The organism is Bradyrhizobium sp. Kon10 (assembly GCF_055807395.1).
Genome location: NZ_JBVVOZ010000004.1, coordinates 276,437 through 294,812, shown reverse-complemented (window position 1 = coordinate 294,812; position 18,376 = coordinate 276,437). Strand labels below are relative to the sequence as shown.

The 18,376-nt window shown below is 64.2% G+C and carries 16 protein-coding genes; 8 read left to right on the top strand and 8 right to left on the bottom strand.

Translation table 11 applies throughout. The features are described from left to right. Positions 1 to 105 precede the first annotated feature (105 nt). The 5 genes from parE to AC0L2O_RS08905 all read left to right on the top strand — a co-directional run bounded on the left by parE (position 106) and on the right by AC0L2O_RS08905 (position 6,383). A complete protein-coding gene (gene parE, locus AC0L2O_RS08925) occupies positions 106 to 2,151 on the top strand; it encodes a DNA topoisomerase IV subunit B (protein ID WP_473369460.1) in 2,046 nt (681 codons plus the stop codon). 406 nt (positions 2,152 to 2,557) lie between these two features. Beyond that, complete coding sequence (locus AC0L2O_RS08920) at positions 2,558 to 3,343, top strand: outer membrane protein (RefSeq protein ID WP_369723958.1); 786 nt, start codon at positions 2,558 to 2,560, stop codon at positions 3,341 to 3,343. Between the two features lie 225 nt (positions 3,344 to 3,568). Continuing rightward, positions 3,569 to 5,158: an outer membrane protein gene (locus AC0L2O_RS08915; RefSeq protein WP_473369459.1), complete on the top strand. Its 1,590-nt coding sequence runs from the start codon at positions 3,569 to 3,571 to the stop codon at positions 5,156 to 5,158. 248 nt (positions 5,159 to 5,406) lie between these two features. Further along, positions 5,407 to 5,592: a hypothetical protein gene (locus AC0L2O_RS08910; RefSeq protein WP_369723963.1), complete on the top strand. Its 186-nt coding sequence runs from the start codon at positions 5,407 to 5,409 to the stop codon at positions 5,590 to 5,592. 20 nt (positions 5,593 to 5,612) lie between these two features. After that, complete coding sequence (locus AC0L2O_RS08905; protein WP_473369458.1) at positions 5,613 to 6,383, top strand: glucose 1-dehydrogenase; 771 nt, start codon at positions 5,613 to 5,615, stop codon at positions 6,381 to 6,383. Between the two features lie 100 nt (positions 6,384 to 6,483). On the opposite strand, the gene AC0L2O_RS08900 is transcribed toward AC0L2O_RS08905, so the two are convergent. The 3 genes from AC0L2O_RS08900 to AC0L2O_RS08890 all read right to left on the bottom strand — a co-directional run bounded on the left by AC0L2O_RS08900 (position 6,484) and on the right by AC0L2O_RS08890 (position 10,278). Next, entirely contained in the window at positions 6,484 to 7,254 is a 771-nt protein-coding gene (locus AC0L2O_RS08900; protein ID WP_473369457.1) for an outer membrane protein, read from the bottom strand. A 157-nt stretch (positions 7,255 to 7,411) separates the two neighbouring features. After that, complete coding sequence (locus AC0L2O_RS08895) at positions 7,412 to 8,689, bottom strand: FAD-dependent oxidoreductase (protein WP_473369456.1); 1,278 nt, start codon at positions 8,687 to 8,689, stop codon at positions 7,412 to 7,414. A 68-nt stretch (positions 8,690 to 8,757) separates the two neighbouring features. Continuing rightward, positions 8,758 to 10,278, bottom strand: coding sequence for a caspase family protein (locus tag AC0L2O_RS08890; protein ID WP_369723970.1), 1,521 nt, complete (start codon positions 10,276 to 10,278; stop codon positions 8,758 to 8,760). A gap of 400 nt (positions 10,279 to 10,678) precedes the next feature. Between AC0L2O_RS08890 and AC0L2O_RS08885 the strand changes: the two genes are divergently transcribed. From AC0L2O_RS08885 to fabA, 3 genes are all read left to right on the top strand, one after another. After that, the gene (locus tag AC0L2O_RS08885; protein ID WP_473369455.1) at positions 10,679 to 12,217 is read left to right on the top strand and encodes a DEAD/DEAH box helicase; all 1,539 of its coding nucleotides are present in this window, start codon (positions 10,679 to 10,681) and stop codon (positions 12,215 to 12,217) included. A gap of 167 nt (positions 12,218 to 12,384) precedes the next feature. Beyond that, positions 12,385 to 13,452, top strand: a complete 1,068-nt coding sequence (locus tag AC0L2O_RS08880; protein WP_473369454.1) for a GGDEF domain-containing protein — start codon at positions 12,385 to 12,387, stop codon at positions 13,450 to 13,452. Positions 13,453 to 13,671: 219 nt separating this feature from the next. Beyond that, positions 13,672 to 14,202 (top strand): bifunctional 3-hydroxydecanoyl-ACP dehydratase/trans-2-decenoyl-ACP isomerase, encoded by a 531-nt coding sequence (gene fabA, locus AC0L2O_RS08875; protein ID WP_369723975.1) that lies wholly within the window; start codon positions 13,672 to 13,674, stop codon positions 14,200 to 14,202. A 135-nt stretch (positions 14,203 to 14,337) separates the two neighbouring features. Here the strand turns inward: fabA and AC0L2O_RS08870 are convergent, their stop codons facing one another. The 5 genes from AC0L2O_RS08870 to sufD all read right to left on the bottom strand — a co-directional run bounded on the left by AC0L2O_RS08870 (position 14,338) and on the right by sufD (position 18,369). Continuing rightward, positions 14,338 to 14,790, bottom strand: coding sequence for a TfoX/Sxy family protein (locus AC0L2O_RS08870; protein ID WP_473369453.1), 453 nt, complete (start codon positions 14,788 to 14,790; stop codon positions 14,338 to 14,340). A 183-nt stretch (positions 14,791 to 14,973) separates the two neighbouring features. Next, entirely contained in the window at positions 14,974 to 15,315 is a 342-nt protein-coding gene (locus AC0L2O_RS08865; RefSeq protein WP_063203306.1) for a HesB/IscA family protein, read from the bottom strand. A 134-nt stretch (positions 15,316 to 15,449) separates the two neighbouring features. Next, positions 15,450 to 15,821 (bottom strand): SUF system Fe-S cluster assembly protein, encoded by a 372-nt coding sequence (locus AC0L2O_RS08860; protein WP_369723978.1) that lies wholly within the window; start codon positions 15,819 to 15,821, stop codon positions 15,450 to 15,452. Next, complete coding sequence (locus AC0L2O_RS08855; protein ID WP_369723979.1) at positions 15,818 to 17,065, bottom strand: cysteine desulfurase; 1,248 nt, start codon at positions 17,063 to 17,065, stop codon at positions 15,818 to 15,820. Before AC0L2O_RS08855 ends, AC0L2O_RS08860 begins: the two co-directional genes overlap by 4 nt. Next, the gene (gene sufD, locus AC0L2O_RS08850; protein WP_473369452.1) at positions 17,062 to 18,369 is read right to left on the bottom strand and encodes a Fe-S cluster assembly protein SufD; all 1,308 of its coding nucleotides are present in this window, start codon (positions 18,367 to 18,369) and stop codon (positions 17,062 to 17,064) included. The genes AC0L2O_RS08855 and sufD overlap by 4 nt, the downstream gene beginning before the upstream one ends. Positions 18,370 to 18,376 lie beyond the last annotated feature (7 nt).

Genomic DNA, 18,376 nt, shown 5'->3' with positions numbered 1-18,376 from the left:
AACGCCACCGCCCGGCCGTCCCGCGGTGACCTTTCTCGGCCAGCCGTGGCATAGTCGGCGCAACCGATTCGCCGCTCAGGCGGCCCTCAAACTGCATCAAGATACATGTCCAAACAATTGAAGCCCAAGGCAAAAGACGATTTTTTCGGCGGCGATGAGCCGAAGCCTCGCGCCGCCGCCAAGGCGGCCTCGCGGGCCGGCGGTGCCGAAGCCGACTACACGGCGGCCGACATCGAGGTGCTCGAAGGCCTGGAGCCGGTGCGGCGCCGGCCCGGCATGTATATCGGCGGCACCGACGAAAAAGCGCTGCATCACCTCTTTGCCGAAGTCATTGACAACTCGATGGACGAAGCGCTGGCCGGGCATGCGACCTTCATCGGCGTCGAGCTCAGCGCCGACGGTTTCCTGACCGTCACCGACAACGGCCGCGGCATTCCGGTCGATCCGCATCCGAAGTTTCCGAAGAAGTCGGCGCTCGAAGTCATCATGTGCACGCTGCACTCGGGCGGCAAGTTCGACTCCAAGGTGTACGAGACTTCGGGTGGCTTGCACGGCGTCGGCATCTCGGTGGTGAACGCCCTCTCCTCCTTGCTGGAGGTCGAGGTCGCGCGCAGCCAGAAACTCTACCGCATGACGTTCGAGCGCGGGCACCCGAAGGGCAAGCTCGAGGATCTCGGCAAGATCAACAACCGCCGCGGCACGCGGGTGCGCTTCAAGCCCGATACCGACATTTTTGGTGCCAAGGCCGCGTTCAAGCCGCAGCGCCTGTTCAAGATGACGCGCTCGAAGGCGTATCTGTTCGGCGGCGTCGAGATCCGCTGGAATTGTGCGCCCGAGCTGTTGAAGGGCGTCGAGGACGTGCCGGCGGAAGCGACGTTCCACTTCCCCGGTGGCTTGAAGGATTATCTGGCCGCTGCGATCCATGCCGACACGCTGGTGCATGCCGACATCTTCTCAGGCAAATCCGGGCGCAACGGCGCGCATGGCGCCTGCGAATGGGCGGTGGCGTGGACCGCGGATGCCGATGGTTTCCTGTCGTCCTACACCAACACCGTGCCGACGCCCGACGGCGGCACGCACGAGTCCGGCCTGCGCAGCGCGCTGTTGCGCGGCCTGAAGGATCATGCCGAGCGCGTCGGCCAGGGCAAGCGCGCGGCCTCCATCACCTCGGAAGACGTGATGGTCGGCGCGGCCGTGATGCTCTCGGTGTTCGTGCGCGAGCCCGAATTCCAGGGCCAGACCAAGGATCGCCTTGCCACGGCCGAAGCGCAGCGCATCGTCGAACAAGCGATGAAGGATCCGTTCGACCACTGGCTCTCCGGCAATCCGAACCAGGCCAACAGGCTGCTCGATTTCGTGATCGATCGCGCCGAGGAGCGGCTGCGCCGCCGCCAGGAGAAGGAGACCGCGCGCAAAACCGCCGGCAAGAAGCTGCGCCTGCCCGGCAAGCTCGCCGACTGCAGCGATGCAGGCTTGGAGGGCTCAGAACTCTTCATCGTCGAGGGTGACTCGGCCGGCGGCAGCGCCAAGCAGGCGCGCGACCGCAAGACCCAGGCCGTGCTGCCGCTGCGCGGCAAGATTCTCAACGTCGCCTCCGCCGGCAAGGACAAGCTGACGGCAAACACCCAGCTCGCCGACCTCGTGCAGGCGATCGGCTGCGGCATGCTGGCCCAGTATCGCGAAGAGGATCTGCGCTATCAGCGCATCATCATCATGACCGACGCCGACGTCGACGGCGCCCACATCGCTTCGCTCTTGATCACCTTCTTCTACCGGCAGATGCCGCGGCTGATCGACGAAGGGCATCTCTTCCTTGCGGTGCCGCCGCTTTACAAGCTGACAGTCGGCACCAAGTCGATCTACGCCCGTGACGACGCGCACAAGGAGGCGCTGATCAAGAGCGAGTTCAACGCCAATGCCAAGGTCGAGGTGAACCGCTTCAAAGGCCTCGGCGAGATGATGCCGGCGCAGCTCAAGGAGACCACCATGGATCCGGCCAAGCGGACCATGCTGAAGGTGGTGCTGCTCGCGGATGACCGCGACACCACGGCCGATTCGGTGGAGCGCCTGATGGGCACCAAGGCGGAAGCGCGATTCGCGTTCATCTCGGACAAGGCCGAATTCGCCAACGACGATTTGCTCGACGTCTGAAGCAGCGGTTTTCCGCGAAAAAGCCCCGGCTCAACGCCGGGGCTTTTTCAGTGCGGCTCTTTCCGGCTGATTCAGGCAGGCCGCCGTCCAGCACGACCCGCGACTCGGCCAACGACTCACAGGCGCCAAGGCCAAAGCAGGACTGCCTCCGTTTCGGACAGAGGCGCATTTGCTAACAAAAACTTACCCGCAGCAGAACTCCGAAAAAGCACGCAACACTATGATTCCGTGTAGCTTTTTCGACCCAGTCAATCGTCCTCCAAACCGCCGTCCGGCCGGCGTTTTCCGGCGACTGTGCCTGCCCTGCAACAGCATTTCGGAGAGAAACGTCTATAGTCGGGGCATCAGATCACTCGGACTTCAGTGCGCTCGCGCCTGCACCACAGACCTAGGTTGGGGATTTATCATGAAGAAGATTTTGCTGGCTCTGACCGCGGCGGCGGCGATGACCGGTTCGGCCTCGGCGGCTGATCTCGCGGCGCGCCCCTATGTGAAGGCTCCGATGGCGGCTCCGGTTGCCAACTGGACCGGCTTCTACATCTTCGGTGGCGCTGGCGGCGGCATTTCGGCCTCTGACCAGAGCATCCTCGCGACCCCGACCGGCACGCCGCTGACGATCACGCAGCGTCAGGGTGGCTCGGGCTGGTTCGGCACCGTCGGTCTCGGCTACGACTGGCAGTTCAGCGGCACCTGGGTCGCCGGCGTGTTCGCTGACGGCCAGTTCGGCAGCATCCGCTCAACCGTTCAGGATCCTCTGCTCGGCCTCACGGGCAGCCAGAAGCTGGAAGATTCCTGGGCCGCCGGCGTGCGCCTCGGCTGGCTGGTCGCTCCGAACGTCCTTTCCTACGTCAACGGCGGTTACTCGGGCGCTCACTTCGGCAGCACCAGCTTCACCAACCTGGCTGGCACTCCCGCTGGTGTCCATCTCGCCGGCTACAATCGCAACGGCTGGTTCGTCGGCGGCGGTGTCGAGAACAACCTGAACATCTTCGGCATCACTGCGCCGGGCTGGTTCATGAAAACCGAATACCGTTCGGCCTTCTACGGCGCGAAGACCCGGGACGAACTGTCCGACGCGACCAACCTGCCGACAGGTATCGACAGCATCCGTGCCAACTCCTGGAACCAGACGATCTCGACCTCGCTGGTTTACCGCTTCAACTGGACCGGCCCGGTCGTCGCGAAGTACTGATCTGATCTCGATCTGAGACATCAAAGCCCCGGCATCGTCCGGGGCTTTTTTGTTTGGCAACAGGCTGACGGAATAATCCGCGCACGTCGTGCTAGCCCGTCCGACCGCTCAAGCCCTGTACCATTCTCGCAACAGCTCTTCGGCCAACAATCGGCTAGAAGTTCCATGGAACTTTGGAATCGCGCGAGACTGATGGCTGGCGCGTTGGCTCGGATTGCTGGAACCATGACAATGAAGAAGCTGCTGCTCACGACGACGGCAATCGCCCTGATCGGCGGCTCGGCATCCGCCGCCGATCTCGCGCCCAGACCGTCTGTCAAAGCCCCTGCTCCGGCTGCGGTCGCGAGCTGGACCGGCTTCTACGTCTTCGGCGGCGGCGGCAGCGGTCTGTGGAGCGCCGACAGCAATCTCGTCAGCGACGGAACAATCGGCTTCTTCGGACCGCCTGGCGCGCCGTTCACGCGCGACCAGCGGCTGGGCGGCAGGGGCTGGTTCGGCACGGTCGGCGCCGGCTACGATTTCCAGTTCGCCAACCGCTGGGTTGCCGGCGTCTTCGCGGACGGACAGTTCGGCGACATCAGCGGCTCCATGTCGGACTCATTTTTCGGCATGGAGGGACGCGAAAAGCTCCGCACGAGCTACGCCGCAGGCGCAAGGCTCGGCTACCTGGTCGCTCCGAACGTGCTGTCCTACGTGAACGCCGGCTATACGGGCTCCGAATGGTCCGGCGCCAGCCTGTCCACGCTTTCCGCGTTCCCTGGCACGTCGACTGCGGCGCTCGCCACCACTTCGTCTTTCCGTCGCAATGGCTTCTTCGTTGGCGGTGGCGTCGAGAACAATCTCAGCTTGTTCGGCATCAGCGCGCCAGGCTGGTTCATGAAGACCGAATATCGGTCCGCGTTCTACGACCGCACCACCTTGGCCGAGACCTGCACGGCCGCCGGCGAGGCGGCGACTGTATGTGGCCCTGCCGGCTCGTCGCTTGGCACCGCCATCACTTTCAAGCCTTGGGTACAGACCATCAGCACTTCGCTGGTCTACCGGTTCAACGACAAGGGCATGCCCGCGACTGCGGATGCCTCTCCGCGCCTCTACACCAAGGCTCCCGCGGCTGCCGCAGGACCAAGCTGGACCGGCGTCTACGTCTTCGGCGGCGCCGGCGGCGGGCTTTGGAGCGCGGAGAGCAACGTCGAGACCAACGCGATCCTAGGCGGTCCCATTACGCCCTTCACGCGCGACCAACGCCAGGGAGGCAGCGGTTGGTTCGGAACCGTTGGTCTCGGATACGACTGGCAATTCAACGGCAATTGGGTTGCCGGTGCTTTCGCTGACGGACAATTCGGGGATATTCACGGTTCGCTCAACGAAACGTTCATGGCCAATTCGGAGGGGACGGAAAAGCTTCGCACCAGCTACGCAGCCGGCCTGCGGCTCGGATATCTCGCTGCGCCCAACGTCTTGTCGTATGTCAATGCGGGCTACACGGGCTCCGAATGGTCCGGCAACACTCTCAGTTCCCTCCGTCTGCCCGGCGTCGCCTTTTACGCAACGCCATCCTTCCATCGCGATGGCTGGTTCGTCGGCGGCGGCATCGAGAACAGCCTCGACATCCTTGGCATCGCTGCCCCCGGCTGGTTCATGAAGACCGAATACCGCAGCGCTTACTATGATCGCGCGTCACTGCCGATGACACTCACGCCTGCCTTCGGCGGCACGCCGACCGGCCTGTCGGTCACCTTCAAGCCTTGGGTGCAGACCGTCAGTACGGCCCTGGTCTATCGCTTCAATGCGGGCCCGGTGGTCGCGAAATACTGATCGAAGCTCAACATCGAATGTCAAAGCCCCGGCGCCGTCCGGGGCTTTTTCGTTACGAGGTGAGCTGAGTTTACTTGGATCGAGCTGAGAGCCTTTCCCCACATTTGCGCTGTTCCAGGCAGCGCGCTCGTTGCGCTCGTGACCCATTGTATCCGAAGCAAAGCCGGCTACTGTGCAGCCCAAGCTTCATGCCCGCGGACATCTTTGATGCAGCGGCATGACAGAGGCGGATCCATAGGAGGGAATGCATGCGCAGATTTCTGCTGATCGCAGGCCTGTTTGCCCTCGCTGTCGGGCTGCTCTGGATCGGACAGGGCACGGGTACCGTCCCGTGGCCGCGATCGAGCTTCATGGTCAACCAGCTGCAATGGGCGGGGTATGGCGCTGCCATGGCCGGTCTGGGGCTGGTGCTGATCTGGCAGAGCAATCCATAGAAGAAACCAGGGAATAAAGCATGACATCCAGCCGGTTCGATCTCCGCGGCAAGGTCGCGATCGTCACGGGAGGCAACGGCGGCATTGGGCTCGGCCTGGCTCACGGGCTTGCCGAGGCCGGCGCCGACATCGCCGTGGTCGGCCGCAACGAAGCCAAATCGGCCACTGCGGTTGCCGATCTCAAACAGCGCGGCGTGAGGGCGATTGCCGTCACCACGGACGTGACCGACAAGGCGGCCGTCGCCACCATGGTCGAGCGCGTGGTCCGGGATCTCGGCCGCATCGACATCCTCGTCAACAACGCCGGCATGAGCATCCGCAAGCCGCCGCACGAGCTCGAGCTCGACGAATGGAACAAGGTCATCGCGACCAACCTCACCAGCGCCTTTCTGTGCTCGAAGGCCGCCTACCCCGCGCTCAAGGCGTCCGGCAACGGCAAGGTGATCAATATCGGCTCGATGATGTCGATCTTCGGCGCGAGTTTCGCGGCTGCCTATGCGGCGAGCAAGGGCGGCATCGTGCAGTACACGCGCGCCTGCGCCAATGCGTGGGCGCCGGACAACATCCAGGTCAATGCCATCCTGCCGGGCTGGATCGACACTGAGCTGACGCGCGGCGCGCGGCAGCAGGTCTCGGGATTGCACGAGCGGGTTCTGGCACGCACGCCTGCGGGGCGCTGGGGCGACATCGACGACTTCGCCGGCATCGCGGTGTTCCTCGCCTCACCCGCATCGGCCTTCGTCACGGGCACCGCGATCCCCGTCGACGGTGGGTTCTCGGTGATGGCGTGAGCCTGCCCCGCACACAAAAAAGAAGCCCCGGACGAAGCCGGGGCTTTTGAATTGATGGTGGTGATTTTCTTGTTGGCTGATCGATCGTTCGTCGATGTGCTCAGTAGCGCGCGATGACCGGTGCGTCGAACTTGTAGCTGGCGCGCACGACGGCCCACTGGATGTCGCGCGGCTTGGCGTCGAAGGTGTAGTTACCCGAGGTCCCGCCAAGCTGATAGGTCTGGCTGCCGAAGGCGGCGTAGTTGTATTCGAGGCCGACGATCCAGTTGCGGGTCACGCCGTATTCCCAACCCGCGCCGACGGTCCAGCCGTTGGCCCAGTGGGTCTGACCGCCAGAACCCGTCGCCGCACCGACCGTATCTGTCACGTTGAGACGGTTGTTCACGCCGGCATAGCCGCCCTTGATGTAAAATAGATTGTTCTGCACGGCGAAGCCGGCGCGGCCGACGACGGTCGCGAGAACGTTGGTGCGCCAGGTGAAGACGTCGTCACCGGCACCGAACGCGGTGTTGAGGACGGTGCCCTTGTTGTCGAGGCCCGAGATCGTGCCTTCCATGCCGAACACGTAGTTGTTGGCCTGCCAGTTGTAGCCGATCTGGGCGCCGCCCATCAGGCCCGCCCCGCGCTGACGATAGCCCTGCCCCGGCGTCAGATCGCCGAACGGCGCACCGCCCCCGTTGTTGATGAATTGCTCGTTGGTCCAGGCGCCGCCGATGTGGCCGCCGACATAGAAGCCGGTCCAGTTGAACAGCGGCTCGATATAGGCCGGTGCCTTGGTGTACGGCCGCGCGCCGAGATCAGCGGCAGAAGCAGCGCCCGCCGAAACCAGAGCGGTCGTGCAGGCGAAGGCGGCAATCAACTTGTTACGCATGGTACACCCCGTGTCCTTTGATGGATGCACGCTCACACGCAGTTCTTACTCAAATTTGAATCAAGAGAGTTAAGGCGCCGGATTGGCGTATAGCCGGCTTTGAATGCGCCCGCGCTGTTGCACGCGCGCAACGCGCCGCGCGCGCTTTAACGCGGCGTTATCCTTGACGAATTTCTGCGTCACCGCCCGGCGCCGCTTTCGAATGAACGTGCTCCGGCCGCACGCCGAGCGCAATGAAGCGCGCCGTGATGCCCTGAAGCCACGGCAGCGCGCTGATGAGGCGCAGGAGCAACGGCACCTTCAGCGGCCGGTCGCCGCCTCTCAGCGCGCCGCTGATGATGTTGTTCTGCACGATCACCTGCATTCGCTGCGTCATCTTCACCGGAAACTCGCGGCGGCGTCGCACGGCATCGAGCTCGTCGTCGGATGGACGGCCGCGCGTCAGTCTCTCAGCCAGCAGGTTTGCAGTCGCAACCGCATCCTGCACGGCGAGATTGACGCCGACGCCGCCGACCGGCGACATCGCATGCGCGGCATCGCCGATGCAGAGCAGGCCCGGCCGCGTCCAGCGCGTCAGGCGGTTGATGGCAACGGTGAGCAGCTTGATGTCGTCAAAGCTTTTCACGTCGACAATTCCGCCCTTGAGGACCGGCGCCATGCGCACGATGTCGTCGAGCAGCGCCGGCAGTCCCCTCGCCTTCACTGCATCGTATTGCCCCTTGGCGATGACATAGGCGCATTGCCAATAATCACCACGGTCGAAGGTGACCATCATCCGGCCGGGCTCAACCCGCGCGAACAGGTTTTCGGTCCGGTCGGGCGTCCGGCCCGCACGGAACCACAGCACGTCCATCGGCGCGCCGATCTCCTCGACCGCGAGGCCGGCGCGCTCGCGCAGCAGCGAATGCCGGCCGTCGCACGCGACGGTAAGATCGGCCTCGATGTCGATCGTGCCGTCCGGCGTCTTTGCGCGCACGCCGGTGATGGTGTCGCCGCGGCGGATCAGGTCGACCGCCTCCGTGCTCATCATCACCTTGAGCGAGGCGAAGCGGCGGCCGGCCTCGCGCAGGAAATTCAGAAAATCCCATTGCGGCATGAAGGCGATGAAAGGATATTTGGTGCGCAGCCGGCTGAGGTCGGCGAGCCGCACATGCGTGCCGCCAAACAGGCCCTCCATCTTCTGCAGCTGCTGATGCGGCAGCTTGAGAAACGCGTCGATGAGGCCGAGCTCGTCCATCACCTGGAGCGTCGAGGGATGCACGGTGTCGCCGCGAAAGTCGCGGAAAAAATCCGCGTGCTTCTCCAGCACCACAACGTCGATACCGGCACGCCCCAGGAGATAGCCGAGCATCATGCCGGCAGGGCCGCCGCCGACGACGCAGCAGCGGACTTTGATGGAGCGGGTTGCGGGGTGATCTGACGTGGTTCCATCCATGACCCGGCCTCACGACTGCATCGATCCTTGTTGACCGATTGTAGCGCAGGCAGGCGTCCAAGGCATGTTCAATTGTTGCTGCGGTTCGCCGTGCGAAACGTCTTGATCTCCGACACGCTGCCGTCGCGATAGGTCAATTCGATCGACATGAATTGCGTTGTCGGCGGAAGCTTCTGGTAAAGCAGCATGCCCGCCGAGACCGCAGTGGGATCCCGGAGATCGCAGGGCGGTAGCTTCAGCACCTTGTCGGGCACGGCTGTGTCGAACCCGATCCGCGCCTCGCGGATGGCGCAGCGGTAGGAGACCAGGTGCGTGTAGTACACCAAGAGCCCGTTGAACTCGCGGAATGACAGCCAGCTCGTAGCGGTCATGTCGAGGATCTTGCGTTGGTCGCGGATCAACGCCGCTTCGGGATCGAACTTGATCGGGAACGGTCCCTGCAAGTCGCCGGATTGATCGACATAGCGGACCTCGATCGTGCCGGCCTGCGCATCCGGCGGCAATTCGATCGACGGATTCGGCATCCGCCTGCGCGTGCGCGGATCGAGCGTGTCGATGAAGCCGGTCTCGCGGAAATCGCCATTGCCGGCCATACGCCAGGATACTCCCAGCGTCGGATCAGCAAAGGAGAACGTCACGCTCCAACCGCCATTGTGGCGCGAGAAGCTCGCGATCGGCGCGTTGGTGGTCTCCTCCTTCGGCACGCGCGGCACCGAGACCGGCGGCAGTGCCGCAAGCTGCTGCGGCGGCGGATCGGCCGGCCGCGCGGCGGCGGCGGCATCCTTGGCGATGCCGCTGAGAAAGACGTCGTCGACCATCTGGTCGAAATAGACCGGCACCTGCTTGTGCTTGACGGTGTCGGCCATCTCGCTGACCAGACGGCGCGTATGCTGCGCCACCTGCACCAGATTCTCGCCGGGCTGGAGCAATTCCCTGGCGAAGGTGCGCGTGAACACCGAATTGGGATTGGCATCGTCATTGGAGAGACGATCGAGCGCGGTCTGGCGGGGACCTGCCGAGAACACCGAGAACACGCCCTCGGGCAGTTGCGTCATCGGCGCGAGCCCGCCGCCGCCGGCGACCGCGCGCGTGCCGCTGCGCTCGAACGGATTGTTGCGGCAGGCGTCGAACACCAGGATCGATGTCCGCGCCTTCTTGTTCTGGAGACGTTCGACGATGCGGTCGGCCAGAACCGAGGCGTCGCGCACCAGCTCTTCCTGGCCTTCCGCCGCCGCCGGCACGTCGGTCGGCAGCAGGTAGTTCTGGCCCGCGATCTCGAAGCCGTGGCCGGCGTAGAAGAAGAACGCGGTGTCGCCGGGCTCGATCGCCCGGTCGAAGGCGAGCAACGTCTCGGAGAATTGCTGCCGGTTCTGGTTCTCGGCAACCATCACCTGGAAGCCGAGCTGCTTCAGCGTGTCGCCCATGGTGCGGGCGTCGTTGACGGCCTTCAGGAGCTTCGGGACGTTCTTGTAGTCGTTGTTACCGACGACGAGCGCGACGCGCTTTTCGGCATGTGCGGCGCTTGCGAAGCTGCCGAGGCCTGCCACGGCAGCAAGTGCCACCAGGAATCTGAAAAGCCGATGTCGCATCGAAAATCCCCGTTGCAGGATCGCCCCGACCGGATCGATTTGACCGCTTTCGGGGAGCTCTCGCCACTGATGTCGTAGTCGGCTAACCCATTGGCAGGGTTCAACCGGCCGCTGAGGTTCCGACCAGGCCGGCGGTGGCCGCGGAAAAGCGAGCCGCGCCCGTTATTTGGGCAAAACCCCAGAGTTTTTAGGGCCTTCCCGCGGCTGCTCCATTGACTTTAGCCGATTCCCCCCTATGTTCCGGGTCGACGCGGCTCGGTATCGAAGAGCGATTCCTGAGCCTTGCGCTTTGTTCGCGTGAGTCAGCACCCCCAGCTTCTTTGAAAGCGCGCCGTTTCGGGGTGGAACGCGACAGCCTTATTACCCTCGATTCCGAACGGCGGTTTCGACCAGAGGCTCAATGTCCTTTACCCATCTCGGACTATCCGAAAAAGTCCTCGCCGCAGTGGCGGCCACCGGTTACACCACCCCCACCCCCATCCAGGAACAGGCGATCCCCCACGTCCTCGCTCGCAAGGATGTGCTCGGCATCGCCCAGACCGGCACCGGCAAGACCGCGGCCTTCGTGCTGCCGATGCTCACCATCCTCGAAAAGGGTCGCGCCCGGGCGCGCATGCCGCGCACCCTGATCCTCGAGCCGACCCGCGAACTCGCGGCGCAGGTCAAGGAGAACTTCGACCGCTACGGCGCCGGCCAGAAACTCAACGTCGCGCTGCTGATCGGCGGCGTCTCGTTCGGCGACCAGGATGCCAAGCTGACGCGCGGCGTCGACGTGCTGATCGCAACCCCGGGCCGCCTGCTCGACCATACCGAACGCGGCGGCCTCCTGCTCACCGGCGTCGAGCTGCTCGTCATCGACGAAGCCGACCGCATGCTGGACATGGGCTTCATTCCCGACATCGAGCGCGTCTGCAAGCTCGTCCCGTTCACGCGGCAGACCCTGTTCTTCACCGCGACCATGCCGCCGGAAATTCGGCGCATCACCGAGACCTTCCTGCACAATCCGCAGAAGGTCGAAGTCTCCAAGCCCGCCACCACCGCGGTCACCGTTACGCAGTGTCAGGTTCCGGCCGGGCGCGAGGCGCATGAAAAGCGCGAATTGCTGCGACGCCTGCTGCGCGAGGCCAAGGATCTCCAGAACGCGATCATCTTCTGCAATCGCAAGCGCGAAGTCGCCGTCGTTCATAAATCGCTGCAGAAGCACGGTTTCAGCGTCGGCGCGCTGCACGGCGACATGGACCAGTCAGCCCGCACAGCGGCGCTCGAACAGTTCCGCAAGGGCGAACTGCCGCTGCTGGTCGCCTCCGACGTCGCCGCCCGCGGCCTCGACATTCCCGAGGTCAGCCACGTCTTCAATTTCGACGTTCCTCACTATCCCGACGACTATGTTCACCGCGTCGGCCGCACTGGCCGCGCCGGTCGCTCCGGCATGGCGATCTCGCTCGTGACGCCGCTCGACCAGAAATCGATGGTGGCGATCGAAAAGCTGATCGGCCAAACCATTCCGCGTGCCGAGGGCGACTTCGAAGTCCGCACCGATGCTTCCGATGCGAGCGAGCGTCCGCGCGAACAACGCGGCCGTGAACGTTCACGCGGCGGACGCGGCAAGCCGGCGCGCGGTCGCGACCGTGAGCGCAGCCACGAACCGCGCGAGGCGCGGCCTCCAGCCGAAACACGCTCCGTCCCCGAGCCGAGACCTGAACGCGAGCCAAGAGCTGAGCGTGAAGCAAGGCCTGCACGCGAGGCAAGGCCTCCGCGCGAAGCCAAGCCGTCATCCGAGGCGCGCAGCGGATCGCGCCCACCGGCCAATCCATCGCACGTGCCCTCGATTGGCCGGCCCGAGCCGCGCCGCCAACGTGAAGCCGATAACGAGCCCGGCGATCACTCGCATCTGCCGGCATTTCTGCTGCGGCCGGTTCGCTCCCCCGCCGGCGCCTGAAGCGCGTTGCGCTGCAGGCTTTGGTTGCACAAGACACAACCAGCACTTTTTGGATGCATTCAGCCACGTACATTTACGGGTCGTTCACGATCGTCCGTTAGCCTACGAACATAATTTATAGCTATTGCTGCGATCGGCTGCGCACCGATCGTCGTGGGGAATGTTCAGTGGTCAACGTGCTTGACGAACACGAACGCACGATGGCGTTCGCCGACGTGGCGCTCGGTCAAATCCGGTCGCTCAGGCAAACCGCGATTCCCCGCAATTACGAGATCTGGTACGTCTACGCCACCGGCTACAACGCGCCGCTCAACAAGATCATCAACGAGACGCTGGCGCGCAGCGGCAAGCTGACCGAAGCCGATCTCGAACAGATCCACGATACCTATCTCTCCCACATCAAGACCACCGATCGGATCGACAAGGTCGGCGCGCGAGTGATCGGCGAGATCGACGATGTGATGAATGTCCTCGGTCACGCGCTCAACATAAACGGCACCTACGATTCCAGCCTGTCGGACGCGGCCGAACAATTGTCGTCGGCCAAGAGCCGCGAGCAGATCGGGACGATCGTCGAGAGACTGCTGCGCTCGACCGGCGAGATGCGCGAGGCCAACAAGGCACTGGAAGACCGGCTGACGCTGTCGAAGCACGAGATCAACAATCTCCAACAGAGCCTCGAAGCGATCCGCACCGAAAGCCTGACCGATCCGTTGACGGGATTGGGCAACCGCAAATATTTCGATCGCATGATCGCCTCGGCCGTGCAGAACGCACTTGCCTCAGGCGAGCCGCTGTCGCTGCTGCTGTTCGATATCGACCACTTCAAGTCCTTCAACGATTCGTATGGCCATCTCACCGGTGATCAGGTGCTGCGGCTGGTCGGCGTGTCCTTGAAACAGAGCATCAAGGGCCAGGACATCACCGCGCGCTATGGCGGCGAGGAGTTCGCCGTGGTGCTGCCCAACACCGCCCTGCGCCAGGCGCTCACGGTCGCCGACCATATCCGCCACGCCGTGATGGCGAAGGAATTGAAGAAGAAGTCGACCGGCGAGATCCTCGGCCGCGTCACCGTCTCCGTCGGCGTCTCCTTGCTGCAGCAGGGCGACGACACCGACGCGCTGATCGAACGCGCTGACGCCTGCCTCTACGCCGCCAAGCGCAACGGCCGCAACCGCGTGATCTGCGAAGCCGATCCCGAATACGCGATCGAGACGCGCAGCCGCGTGGCGTAGCCATCTCCAATCCGAGAACTGCTCAACCCTCATGGTGAGGAGGCGCGCAAACCCGTCTCGAACCATGACGGCCCCCGGTCTAGCTCGCGGCCATGCTTCGAAACGACCGCCGCGCGGTCTTCTCAGGATGCGGCTTGACTTTGCTCCGGGAGCTACGACATCTGGAGCTGCATTGCCGGCCTCCTGCACCTCCCCCGCGCACGCAAAGGTGTTGTCGTCTTGCCAAACCCAATTGATTTTCACCTGCCGCAACCGTCCTACACCAGGGACGAACTGCTGAGGTCGAGCGAAGGCGGCTATTTTGGCCCCGGCAACGCGCAATTGCCGGCTCCGCCCATGCTGATGATGGACCGCATCACCGAGCTCAGCCTGGACGGCGGTGAATTCGGCAAGGGACACATCGTCGGCGAGCTGGATATCGCGCCGGGCCACTGGTTCTTCGATTGCTACTTTCGCGGTGACGCCATGATGCCGGCCTCTCTGGGGCTCGATGCCATGTGGCAGATGATCGGCTATTGGCTGGGCTGGTCGGGCTCACCGGGCAAGGGCCGCGCCATCGGCGTCGGCGAGGTGGCGTTCACGGGATCCGTCACACCGCAGACGCGCCGCGTGCGCTACGAGGTCGCGATGCGCCAAGTCAGGCGCGGCAAGCTGGTCCTGGGATTTGCCGACGGGCGCGTGCTTGCCGACGGCACCTGCGTTTACATGGCCAAAGATATGAGGGTCGGCCTGACAAGGGCCGTGGATTGAAGTCGCGTAGGGGGCAAAGGCGCAACGCGCCGTGCCCACCATCTCTCCAGATGACCTTCCTGTCGGTGGGCACGCTTCCGCTTTGCCCACCCTACGAACTCAGCGATAGGCACGCTTCCGCCTTCGCTCTGCGAGCTACGTCGGACGAGTCGCTTTGCCCACCTTACGCACCGAGGTCCTGGATGGTCTCTTTGCTGGCCGCTTCTTGGTAACGAGCTTCTTCGGCTGCACCTTCTCGGCCTCTTTCTTCTTCGCCTTCGGCCGCTTCTTCACCCTGGCGCGCTGGGCGGCGGCGAGCGCGGCCCTCGCCCAACGTACGAGATCCTCGGAATCGTCGAACAGGCGCGCCGGCAGCTCCCAGTAGGAGTTCACCACCACGGTCTTGGCGCGCGTCGAATACTGGAACGGTTTTGAGCCTTCGGCCTCGTAATTCGGGATGGTCTGCTCGTCGGCGCGGAAGAACAGGCCGGCGCGCAAAGCAAGCGCGAAGTTGATGCCGTCGGCGGAGATGCCGTAGCCGGAAAACATTTTGCGGATCGTGACCGGGCCGAAATCGGCGAACAGGTCGATCAGGAATTCGCGGTCCATGGCCCCGGTGCCTTCCCATCGTCGTCCCGGCGCAGGCCGGGACCCATAACCCCAGGGAGTAGTTTAGCGAAGACTGGCAATCTTGACAGCGCCGGTACGGATACCGCGCATCATCGCGAGATCACGCGGTATGGGTCCCGGCCTTCGCCGGGACGACGGCGGAGCGAGAGGCGCGAGCCGGGGCTACCCGTCGATCTTGGCCGGGCGCAGTTCGACCGACTCGCCGCAACCGCAGGCGGAGATCTGGTTGGGGTTGTTGAAGACGAACTGGGCCTGCATCTTGTCGGCCTTGTAGTCCATCTCGGTCCCCAGCAGGAACAGCACGGCCTTGGGATCGACCAGGATCTTGACGCCCTTGTCCTCGACCACCTCGTCGGTCGGGCGGACGTCATGGGCGTATTCGACCGTGTAGGACTGGCCGGCACAGCCGCCATTCTTCACGCCGACGCGCAGGCCGACGATCTCCGAGTCGGCGCGCTGGGTCAGCTCGCTGATGCGCTGGGCGGCGGCATCGGTCAGCCGCATCACTTGCGGGCGGGGCCGCCGCGGCTTGGCGGTGGATGCTGGTGTCGAGCCGGACGATATCTGGGTCATGTCAGTGATGTGGTCCGTTGCGGAGCGAATTCAATGCCAGTTCTGCAAAGCGAGGTGCGTCAGTGTCACCACATATTGAGGACGAGGCGGGCCTCGTCGCTCATGCGTTCCGGCGTCCAGGCCGGCTCCCAGACCACCTTGACGTCGACCACGCCGACGCCGGGAACGCTGGCGACCGCGTTCTCGACCATGGTCGGCAGCTCGCCGGCGGCCGGGCAGTTCGGGGTCGTCAGCGTCATCTGCACGTCGACCGAACGATCGTCCTTGATCTCGACCTTGTAGATCAGGCCGAGCTCGTAGATGTCAGCCGGGATTTCCGGGTCGAACACGGTCTTCAGCCCGGCGATGATCTCGGTGGTGAGACGCTCGGTTTCTTCCGGCGGCAGCGCCGACCGGGTTTCCATCGGATTGGTTTTGATTTCGGCGGTGTCACTCATGCGAACAAATCCCGCGCCTTCAGCAGCGCCTGAGCCAGATGATCGACTTCTTCCCGCGTATTATACATGCCGAACGACGCCCGGCATGTGGCTGTGACGTTGAACCGCTCTAAAAGCGGCATCACGCAATGGGTGCCGGCGCGCACCGCGATGCCCTGGCGGTCGATCACGGTTGCGACGTCGTGGGCGTGCGCGCCCTTGAGTTCGAACGAGATCACCGGACCCTTGCCACGGGCGGTGCCGATCAGGCGCAGCGAGTTGATCTCGCGCAGGCGGCCCTGGGCATAGGTGACGAGGTCGTGCTCGTGCGCGGCGATGCGCTCCTTGCCGATCGAATTGACGTAGTCGATGGCGGCGCCGATGCCGACGGCCTCGACGATGGCCGGCGTGCCGGCCTCGAATTTGTGCGGGGGATCGCCGTAGGTGACGATCTCGCGCGAGACCTCGCGGATCATCTCGCCGCCGCCGTTGTAGGGACGCATCGCGACGAGGTGATCGTACTTGGCCCAGAGCACACCGATGCCGGTCGGCCCGTAAACCTTGTGCCCGGTGAAGACATAGAAATCGCAGCCGATGTCCTGGACGTCGACGGGCAGATGCACCGCGCCCTGGCTGCCGTCGACCAGCACCGGAATGCCGCGGGCGTGCGCGATTTTGACGACGTCCTTGACCGGGACGATGGTGCCGAGCGCGTTCGACATCTGCGTGATCGCGACCAGCTTGGTCTTCGCGGTCAACAGCTTCTCGAATTCGTCGATCAGGAAGTTGCCCTCGTCATCGACCGGCGCCCATTTGATCACCGCGCCATGACGCTCCCTGAGGAAATGCCAGGGCACGATGTTGGAGTGGTGCTCCATGATCGAGATGACGATCTCGTCGCCCGCCTTGATGTTCGGCTCGCCCCAGGACGACGCGACCAGGTTGATCGCTTCAGTGGCGTTGCGGGTGAAGATCACTTCCTCAGGTCGCGGGGCGTTGATGAACTGCGCGACCTTGATGCGGCCGCCCTCATAGGCTTCGGTCGCGGCGTTGGCGAGATAGTGCAGCCCACGATGCACGTTGGCGTATTCGCTCGTATAGGCCTGCGTCATGCGATCGAGCACGACTTGCGGCTTCTGCGCGGATGCGGCGTTGTCGAGATAGACCAGCGGCTTGCCGTAGACCTGCATCGCCAGCGCCGGGAAATCCTGGCGCACGCGGGCGACATCATAGGCGCCGTTCTTGACTGCCGGATGCGTGCTCATTGGCGCCGCTCCAGCCAACGCTCGGCAATGCCGATCACGTGCTCGCGCAAGCCGTCGTCGGCGATTTGCTCGATCGCTTCGCCGACGAACGCCTGGATCAGCAGCGCCTGCGCTTGCTTCTCCGGCAGGCCGCGCGCTTTCAGGTAAAACAGCAGGTTGTCGTCCAGCGCGCCGGCGGTGGCGCCGTGGCCGCAGGAGACGTCGTCGGCAAAAATCTCGAGCTCGGGCTTGTTGTCGGCTTCCGCCTCGTCCGATAGCAGCAGCGCGCGGGTCATCATCTTGCCGTCGGTCTTCTGCGCGTCGGGACGGACGATGATGCGGCCCTGGAACACCGAATGGGCACGGTCGTCGATCACGGCCCGGAAGATCTCGCGGCTGACGCAGTTCGGCACGGCGTGGTCGACGACCAGCGTGGTGTCGCCATGTTCGGTCTTTTTCAGGAGGTTCACGCCATTGATCGCGAGCTCACTGCCCTCGCCCGCCAGCGTGATGAAGCCCTGGAGGCGGCTGACCGCGGCGCCGCTGGTCATGTTGAAGAAGTTGACCTTGGTGTTGGCGCCGACAGTGACGAATTGCGAAGTGATGTTCACGGCATCAGGCGCATCGTCCATCAGGCGGATATAAGCGACGTCGGCGTCATCGCCGATCCAGAGGATCACCGCGTCGCTGACCTGGTAGGCGCTCGTGTTTCCGGCCGCGACGAAGCTTTCGATGAGGGTGGCATGCGCTCCCGTCCCGATCCGCACTTGCGAACGGGTGAAGGCCGATGCCGAAGCAGCGGTCGCCACGTGGATGATCTGGATTGGCGCCGACAGTTGCGCGCCGTCGGCAATCGACAGCACGACGCCATCCGTCGCCATTGCCGCGTTCAGCGAGATCACCGCATCCATCGAGGCGGTCTTCAGAAGCGCAGCATCCTTCTCCAGCACGTCACGCAACGTCTTGACGCTGACCTCGGAGCCGAGCGCCTTCAGGTCCGACAGGTCGGCCGCGAACACGCCGTCCACCAGCACCAGCTTGCGGGCACCCGCGATCGCACTTGCCTTCACCGCATCCGCGGCCTGCGACAACGCAGCCGCATCGGGGCTGGCCGCCAGCGGCAGCACCTCGCCGACCAGTGCGCGCAGATCGGTGTATTTCCATTCCTCGATCCGGCGGTGCGGCAGGCCGAGACGCTCATAGGCCTCGAACGCCTCGCGGCGTGCCGCGATCACCGCCGGCGAACCCGGCAGCCGGCCTTCGGCGCTGGTGAAGAGATCGCTCACCGCGCGGCCCTTTCCGGTCTTTGCCACAGCAACGTTCATCACAAAA

Bases quoted from the DNA above. Each gene is read 5' to 3' on its own strand.
- parE (WP_473369460.1), top strand. From the start codon at position 106: ATGTCCAAACAATTGAAGCCCAAGGCAAAAGACGATTTTTTCGGCGGC.
- AC0L2O_RS08920 (WP_369723958.1), top strand. From the start codon at position 2,558: ATGAAGAAGATTTTGCTGGCTCTGACCGCGGCGGCGGCGATGACCGGT.
- AC0L2O_RS08915 (WP_473369459.1), top strand. From the start codon at position 3,569: ATGACAATGAAGAAGCTGCTGCTCACGACGACGGCAATCGCCCTGATC.
- AC0L2O_RS08910 (WP_369723963.1), top strand. From the start codon at position 5,407: ATGCGCAGATTTCTGCTGATCGCAGGCCTGTTTGCCCTCGCTGTCGGG.
- AC0L2O_RS08905 (WP_473369458.1), top strand. From the start codon at position 5,613: ATGACATCCAGCCGGTTCGATCTCCGCGGCAAGGTCGCGATCGTCACG.
- AC0L2O_RS08900 (WP_473369457.1), bottom strand. From the start codon at position 7,254: ATGCGTAACAAGTTGATTGCCGCCTTCGCCTGCACGACCGCTCTGGTT.
- AC0L2O_RS08895 (WP_473369456.1), bottom strand. From the start codon at position 8,689: ATGGATGGAACCACGTCAGATCACCCCGCAACCCGCTCCATCAAAGTC.
- AC0L2O_RS08890 (WP_369723970.1), bottom strand. From the start codon at position 10,278: ATGCGACATCGGCTTTTCAGATTCCTGGTGGCACTTGCTGCCGTGGCA.
- AC0L2O_RS08885 (WP_473369455.1), top strand. From the start codon at position 10,679: ATGTCCTTTACCCATCTCGGACTATCCGAAAAAGTCCTCGCCGCAGTG.
- AC0L2O_RS08870 (WP_473369453.1), bottom strand. From the start codon at position 14,790: ATGGACCGCGAATTCCTGATCGACCTGTTCGCCGATTTCGGCCCGGTC.
- AC0L2O_RS08865 (WP_063203306.1), bottom strand. From the start codon at position 15,315: ATGCGGCTGACCGATGCCGCCGCCCAGCGCATCAGCGAGCTGACCCAG.
- AC0L2O_RS08860 (WP_369723978.1), bottom strand. From the start codon at position 15,821: ATGAGTGACACCGCCGAAATCAAAACCAATCCGATGGAAACCCGGTCG.
- AC0L2O_RS08855 (WP_369723979.1), bottom strand. From the start codon at position 17,065: ATGAGCACGCATCCGGCAGTCAAGAACGGCGCCTATGATGTCGCCCGC.
- sufD (WP_473369452.1), bottom strand. From the start codon at position 18,369: ATGAACGTTGCTGTGGCAAAGACCGGAAAGGGCCGCGCGGTGAGCGAT.